At 70.1% G+C, this 7,141-nt stretch carries 5 protein-coding genes and 1 pseudogene; 3 read left to right on the top strand and 3 right to left on the bottom strand.

The window, feature by feature from the left end; all coding sequences use genetic code 11:
• Positions 1–202: pseudogene (locus DMH12_RS36005) on the bottom strand (hypothetical protein); the annotation flags it as partial.
• A 586-nt stretch (positions 203–788) separates the two neighbouring features.
• Between DMH12_RS36005 and DMH12_RS36000 the strand changes: the two are divergent.
• Entirely contained in the window at positions 789–1,634 is an 846-nt protein-coding gene (locus DMH12_RS36000; RefSeq protein WP_185832747.1) for an HAD family phosphatase, read from the top strand.
• Between the two features lie 344 nt (positions 1,635–1,978).
• Here DMH12_RS36000 and DMH12_RS35995 read toward each other — a convergent pair whose 3' ends face one another.
• Complete coding sequence (locus DMH12_RS35995) at positions 1,979–2,803, bottom strand: oxidoreductase (protein ID WP_125495509.1); 825 nt, start codon at positions 2,801–2,803, stop codon at positions 1,979–1,981.
• 111 nt (positions 2,804–2,914) lie between these two features.
• On the opposite strand from DMH12_RS35995, the gene DMH12_RS35990 reads away from it, so the two are divergent.
• Positions 2,915–3,895 (top strand): ATP-binding protein, encoded by a 981-nt coding sequence (locus DMH12_RS35990; protein WP_185832746.1) that lies wholly within the window; start codon positions 2,915–2,917, stop codon positions 3,893–3,895.
• 22 nt (positions 3,896–3,917) lie between these two features.
• Here DMH12_RS35990 and DMH12_RS35985 read toward each other — a convergent pair whose 3' ends face one another.
• Positions 3,918–5,198, bottom strand: coding sequence for a hypothetical protein (locus DMH12_RS35985; RefSeq protein ID WP_125495507.1), 1,281 nt, complete (start codon positions 5,196–5,198; stop codon positions 3,918–3,920).
• Positions 5,199–5,516: 318 nt separating this feature from the next.
• Between DMH12_RS35985 and DMH12_RS35980 the strand changes: the two genes are divergently transcribed.
• On the top strand, positions 5,517–7,141 hold a 1,625-nt coding region (locus tag DMH12_RS35980; protein ID WP_148107581.1), incomplete at its 3' end, for a SulP family inorganic anion transporter.

Raw genomic sequence — 7,141 nt, 5'->3', positions numbered from 1 at the left:
GTCCGGACGTACCGCCCCCGGTCCCCCCGGTGGACGCCCCCGACACGGCCGGCAGCGAGTGGTGCACCTCCGGTGTGGCGCCGGCCGCTGCGCACAGGCGCAGCAGATCGTCGAGGAGTTCGGTGTCCTCGGTGACGATCAGCGGCCCGCCGCGCCGCCCTCCCGCGGTGGGCGGCGGATCGTGCGTGATGTTTCCGGCCATGGTGCGCTTCCCCCTTCGATTCGCGGCCGCGTGAAGAACCGGAAAGTGGTCCCCGTATGAACGGCCGTCATGGCGCGTCCGGCAAAGAGATCCGGCCATGGAAGTCGGCGCGGCCCGGACGCATGGGAATCACGGTGCGGCGAACGCGGAAATAGTGTGGATCTTGGTCCAAAACTGTGGACAAGTTGACGATTGTGAATATCGGCGTCACTCAATCCGGTGAGCCCTGGCGGGCCCTCCTGCACCCGCGCCCGCGCTCCGTCCACACCGCCTCCGCACGCTGTGCGCGGCCTCCGCAGAGCAGCCCGTCGACTACAGTGAGTAGTCGATCATGGGCATGACAAAAGCGCCTCCGTGCGTCACCACACACGGAGACCAGAACAGGACGAGAGCCGGAAAACCCACCCGGACATGCGACGACCCCCGCCGGGGGGGAGAGCGGGGGTCGTCTCCACGGCCGACTCGGGGGGGGGAGGAGTCGGACCGGGTTAGCACGGTCGCGAACGATCCGTGACTTCCATGGTGTACCCGAGAGCCTTCTCAGGCAAACCCACACGCCCCACCTTACGCCGAATGGGCTGCACCTATGCTCAGGGTCGTGGAAAACCACTCCTTGCGCCACTCCATGCCCCGCACAGCGGCCTTCTTTGACCTGGACAAGACGGTCATTGCGAAGTCGAGCACGCTGACGTTCAGCAAGTCGTTCTACCAAGGCGGTCTGATCAACCGCAGGGCCGTGTTGCGTACCGCATATGCCCAGTTCGTCTTCCTCGCCGGAGGGGCCGACCACGACCAGATGGAGCGGATGCGGGAGTACCTGTCCGCGCTGTGCCGGGGCTGGAACGTCCAGTTGGTCAAGGAGCTGGTCGCCGAGACCCTGCACGACCTGATCGACCCGATCATCTACGACGAGGCCGCCTCCCTGATCGAGGACCACCACACCGCCGGCCGCGACGTCGTGATCGTCTCCACGTCGGGCGCCGAGGTCGTCGAACCGATCGGTGAACTGCTGGGCGCGGACCGGGTGGTGGCGACCCGCATGATCGTGGGCGACGACGGCTGCTTCACCGGCGAGGTGGAGTACTACGCGTACGGGCCCACGAAGGCGGCGGCGATCCGGGAGCTGGCCGAGTCGGAGGGCTACGACCTCTCCCGCTGCTACGCCTACAGCGACTCGGCGACCGACCTGCCGATGCTGGAGGCCGTCGGCCATCCCCACGCGGTGAACCCGGACCGTGCGCTGCGCCGCGAGGCTCTCGCGCGCGGGTGGCCGATTCTCGACTTCCACCGGCCGGTGCGGCTCAAGCAGCGGATCCGTGGGTTCTCCGTACCGCCGCGCCCGGCCCTGGTGGCCGCCGCCGCGGTCGGTGCGGCTGCGGCCACCGCGGGCCTCGTCTGGTACGCGAGCCGGCGGAGGGCCGCGGCAGCCTGACGGCACGCGGGGCCGACAGGGCCCTTTCACCCGCGTATGAGCGCAAAAGTAAAGAAGTGCGGCGAGCACTTCCGCTTGCTCGGGGGCAGGAGTACAAAGGAATCAACGGCCCGCGAGACCAAGGACATCCGAAAGGATCACCTTAGAAAACGCATTTGGCCCCACGGACCGAGCATGGCCACTGGGCACCCACGCGACGTCGACCCGTCGATTACGGGCCAGCCGCACCAGGTGACGGGCAAAGTACCCGGCCTGATGGGCAACACATCGAGGACGCTTGGTACCCCGGTGGACATGCCAGCGGCGGTACGAACCTTCGTACCGCCGCATTTCTCTGCCCGGACCTACGCCGCCCCGCGCTGCAGCGCCTCGCACACCGCCGTCGACTCGCGCGCGCCCAATGTCACCGCGCTGCCGCAGTGGGCGATCCAGGCGGCCATGCCCTCAGGAGTCCCGGAGACGTAGCCGTCGAGCGCCGCCAGGTAGGGCGCGCGCCCCAGTTCGGCGTAGCCGACCTCGGCCGGGCAGACCGACTTGGGGTCGAGGCCGCTGCCGACCAGGACGATGCGCTCGGCCGCGCGCGCGACCAGCCCGTTGTGGGAGGTGAAGGGCCGCAGGGCCAGGAGTTCGCCGTGCACGACGGCGGCCGTCACGAGCGCCGGCGCGGAGCCGCCGGCCGTGACCAGCGCGGCGAGCCCGTCCAGCCGGCCGTGCGCCTCCCCGGCGCCGGGCAGCGGCAGTTCGACGAGCGGTTCGTCCACCGGCTCGCCCTCCTGGCGGGGCCGTCCCACCTGGTCCGCCTTGTCGGCGGCCGCGACCAGGTGCAGCCGGGCCAGCACCCGCAGCGGCGACTGACGCCAGATGGAGAGCAGCTGCCCCGCCTCGGCGGTCAGCCGCAGGGCCGCGCCCACCGCGCGCGCCTCGGCGTCACCCCTGAAGTCGGTCCGCCTGCGGACCTCCTCCAGGGCCCAGTCCGCCCCGGACAGCGCGGCCGAGCCCCGGGCGCCGCGCAGGGCCGCCTCGGAGGTGATCTCGTTGCTGCGGCGCCGCATGATCCGGTGGCCGTAGACGCGGTCCACGGCCTTGCGTACGGACTCCACGGACTCGGCCACTCCGGGCAGTGCGCCCAGGGCCGCGAGCGGATCGGCGGTCGCGCCTGTCGTACTCATGAGTACGACCCTACGCACCCCTGCGTCGCACCCCACGAATGAGTGGTCTTCTTCACGTAATACCGGGCCCGTGTGCCACGTACAGCTATCGAGCCACTACGCTTGGTGAACATGAAAATTGCTTTCGTTGGGAAGGGCGGCAGCGGCAAGACCACCCTGTCCTCCCTGTTCGTCCGCCACCTCGCCGCCTGCGGCGCACCCGTCGTCGCGATCGACGCCGACATCAACCAGCATCTCGGGGCCGCGCTGGGCCTCGACGAGGCGGAGTCGGCCGGGCTGCCCGCGATGGGCGCACACCTGCCGCTGATCAAGGACCACCTGCGCGGCACCAATCCGCGCATCCCCTCCGCCGAGAAGATGATCAAGACGACGCCACCCGGCGAGGGCTCGCGCCTGCTGCGGGTGCGTGAGGACAACGCGGTGTACGACGCCTGCGCCCGGCCGGTGCAGCTCGACGGCGGGGCTGTCCGTCTGATGGTCACCGGCCCCTTCACCGACGCCGACCTGGGGGTCGCCTGCTACCACTCCAAGACGGGAGCGGTGGAGCTGTGCCTGAACCACCTGGTCGACGGCCGCGACGAGTACGTCGTGGTCGACATGACCGCCGGCTCCGACTCGTTCGCCTCCGGCATGTTCACCCGCTTCGACATCACGTTCCTCGTCGCCGAGCCGACCCGGAAGGGCGTCTCCGTCTACCGCCAGTACAAGGAGTACGCCCGCGACTTCGGCGTCACCCTGAAGGTCGTCGGCAACAAGGTGCAGGGACCGGACGACCTCGACTTCCTGCGCGAACAGGTCGGCGACGACCTCCTGGTGACCGTCGGCCACTCGGACTGGGTGCGGGCCATGGAGAAGGGCCGCCCGCCCCGGTTCGACCTCCTGGAGGACGTCAACGACCGTGCACTGCGCGCCTTGCGCACGGCCGTGGACGAGACGTACGAGTCGCGGGACTGGGAGCGCTACACGCGCCAGATGGTCCACTTCCACCTGAAGAACGCCCAGAGCTGGGGCAACGAGCGCACCGGGACCGACCTGGCGGCGCAGGTCGACCCCGGCTTCGTGCTCGGCGAGGAGGTCGCCACCCCCGCGTGACCCCCGCGCGGGGGCCGTCGCGCTACTGCTTGGCGGCCGGTGCCCCGGGGACGCCCTTCGGCGCCGGTGCGGGCGCGGCCGACAGGAAGGGCGCCCAGCCCTTCGCGGGGGCCTCTCCGACGCCGAGGGTGCGCAGCTTCTTCAGGACCTTCGGATCCTGTGCGTCCAGCCAGTCCGCGAGCTGCCGGAAGGAGACGCAGCGCACCTCCTTCTCGTTGCACACCTGCTCGATGGTCTCCTCGATGGCGCGCATGTAGGTGCCGCCGTTCCAGGACTCGAAGTGGTTGCCGATGATCAGGGGTGCGCGGTTGCCGTCGTAGGCCCGCTGGAAGCCCTGGAGCAGGCTGTCACGCATCTGGTCGCCCCAGAACTCCCGCTTGGCGGGGTCGCCCTGGGTGGTGGTCCCCGACTGGTTGACCATGTAGTTGTAGTCCATGGTGAGCTGCTCGTAGGAGTGGCCGGGGAACGGCACGAGCTGCATCGAGAGGTCCCACAGGCCCTGCTTCTTGGCGGGCCAGACCTGGTTGTTGACGCCGCTGCTGTCGTAGCGGAAGCCCATCTCGCTCGCGGCCCTCACGAAGTTCTTCTGGCCCTCCAGGCACGGGGTGCGGGCGCCGATCAGCTCCTTGTCGTAGTCGAACGGAAGAGGCGACGTGTTCCTCGCCCCGGTGTTGGTCTTCCAGGACTTGACGAACTGCTTGGCCTGGTTGATCTCGTCCTTCCACTCCTCGACCGACCACTCGCCGACGCCGCCGCCGGCGCCGCAGAAGTGCCCGTTGAAGTGGGTGCCGATCTCGTTGCCCTCCAGCCACGCCAGACGCAGCTGCTCGACGGTGTCGGCGATTCCCTGCTCGTCGTTGAAGCCGATGTCGGAACGGCCCGGAGAATGCTGCGGCGGCCTGTACAGGTCCCGCTTCTCCTTGGGCAGCAGATACACGCCGCTCAGGAAGTACGTCATCGTGGCGTTGTTCTCCTTGGCCACTTCACGGAAGTGGGAGAACAGCTTCTGACTGTCCTCACCCGCGCCGTCCCACGAGAAGACCACGAACTGCGGTGGCCTCTGGCCGGGCTTGAGCCGTTCGGGGCGCGGCAGGTGCGGCTGCGCCCCGGTGTACGCGGTGGAACCGTCGCCGATCAGGCGGACCGCGTTCTTGGGCGCCGGGGCGGCTTCCCCCTTTTCCTTCTGCGAGCCATGTGTCCCTTCGCCGGAACCGCTTCCGCTGTCGAGCGCGCAACCGGCGAGCGCGGTTGCGCAGACCGCCGCGACCACGGTGCACGCGGCCATCCTGCGGGTGGTGGCCATGTTCCGCCCACCTTCTTCCTTCTCTCGGGCCAACGCCGACGAGGCGATGTCGGGTGCTGAGCCGGGCCGTGCCGTCAGCGCCGTCAAGGTGACACGGAAATGAGAAGGAATTAGTACGACAAGCCGATGAAATAACCGGTTCACTCGGTAGAGCGGCTCATTACTCCATTTGCGCGAAAAGCCTATGCCTTTTCTTTACTCTGAATTACGCTCTGTTTACTGAGCGCAATCACCGAGCGCTCTGGCATCCCGCCGCTGTACGCCGTGACCCACGGCCGCATGACCGCGACCGCGCAGCCCCGGAGGAGACGGGAAAAGATGTCAGCCTGCGTCCCCGCCCACGCCGATCCGGCCCGTACCGAGCACGTCCACCCCCCGCACAGCCCGCCACCCCGCGGCCCCGGGCGCTTCCGCGTCGCGGGCGCCGACGTGTCGGCCGCCATCGCGGTCTTCCTGATCGCCCTGCCCCTCTCCCTGGGCATCGCCCTCGCCACCGGCGCCCCCCTCCAGGCCGGCCTCGTCGCGGCCGCGGTGGGCGGGATCGTCGCCGGGCGGATCGGCGGCTGCCCCCTCCAGGTCAGCGGCCCCGCCGCCGGCCTCACCGTGGTCACCGCCGACCTCATCCAGCAGTACGGATGGCGCACGACCTGCGCCATCACCGTCGTCGCCGGCCTCGCCCAACTGGGCCTCGGCTGTCTGCGCGTGGCCCGCTCGGCCCTCGCGGTGAGCCCCGCCATCGTGCACGGCATGCTCGCCGGCATCGGCGTCACCATCGCCGTCGCCCAGCTGCACATCGTCCTCGGCGGCACCCCGCAGAGTTCCGTGCCCGACAACCTGGTCGCACTCCCCGCGCAACTGGCGAACCTGCGCCCCGCCGACGTGGCGGTGAGCGTGCTGACGCTGACCCTGCTGACGTTCTGGCCCCGCGTGCCGGGCCGGGCCGGGCGGCTCCTGGGCAAGATGCCCGCCGCCCTGATCGCCGTCGCGGGCGCCACCGCGGTCGCCGCCGTCGCCGGGCTCCGCCTGCCCAAGGTCGACCTGCCGTCCTGGAGCAGTCACGCGCTGGCGACCCTGCCCGACGGTCCGGTGCTCGGGCTGGTCGCGGCCGTCCTCACCACCACGCTGGTGTGCAGTGTGCAGTCCCTGCTCGGCGCGGTCGCCGTGGACAAGCTGGTCGCCGCCCGGCCGGGGCTGACCGGCCGCGTCAAGCGCTCCAACCTCGACCGCGAGCTGCTCGGACAGGGCGCCGCCAACATCGTCTCCGGATCGCTGGGCGGACTGCCGATCGCCGGCGTGGCCGTGCGCAGTTCCGCGAACGTGGCGGCGGGCGCCGTCAGCCGGAACTCCACGATGCTGCACGGCGTTCTCGTAGTGATCGCCGCGCTCCTGCTGGTCCCGGCCCTCGAGCTCATCCCGCTGGCCTCGCTCGCCGCCCTCGTCATGGCCGTCGGCCTCAAGATGGTCTCGCTGAACCACATCCGCACGGTGACCCGCCACCGCGAGGTGCTGGTCTACGCCGTCACCACCACCGGGGTGGTGTTCCTGGGCGTCCTGGAAGGCGTCGCCCTGGGCATCGCCGTCGCCGTCGCCGTCGCCCTCCACCGGCTCACCCGCATGCGCATCACCCACGACGAGACCGAGGGCGTCCACCACGTACACGTGCGGGGCCAGTTGACATTCCTCGCGGTGCCCCGGCTCAGCCGGATCCTGCACCAGGTGCCGCACGGATCGACCGCCGTCGTGGAGCTGGACGGGTCGTTCATGGACCACGCGGCGTTCGAGACGCTGCAGGACTGGCAGAAGACGCACACCGCGCAGGGCGGCTCCGTCGACATCACCGGCCGCCGGCCCGGCACCCGCATCTCCGAACCGGCGGACACGGACAACTGCCGCTGCCGCCCCTGGACCCCCTGGCGCAACCACCAGTGCGAACGGCCGCCCAC

The organism is Streptomyces sp. WAC 04229 (genome assembly GCF_003947455.1).
Lineage (GTDB): Bacteria > Actinomycetota > Actinomycetes > Streptomycetales > Streptomycetaceae > Streptomyces.
Note: the sequence above shows the minus strand (reverse complement) of the source record. Positions and strands in the feature narration are given on the sequence as shown.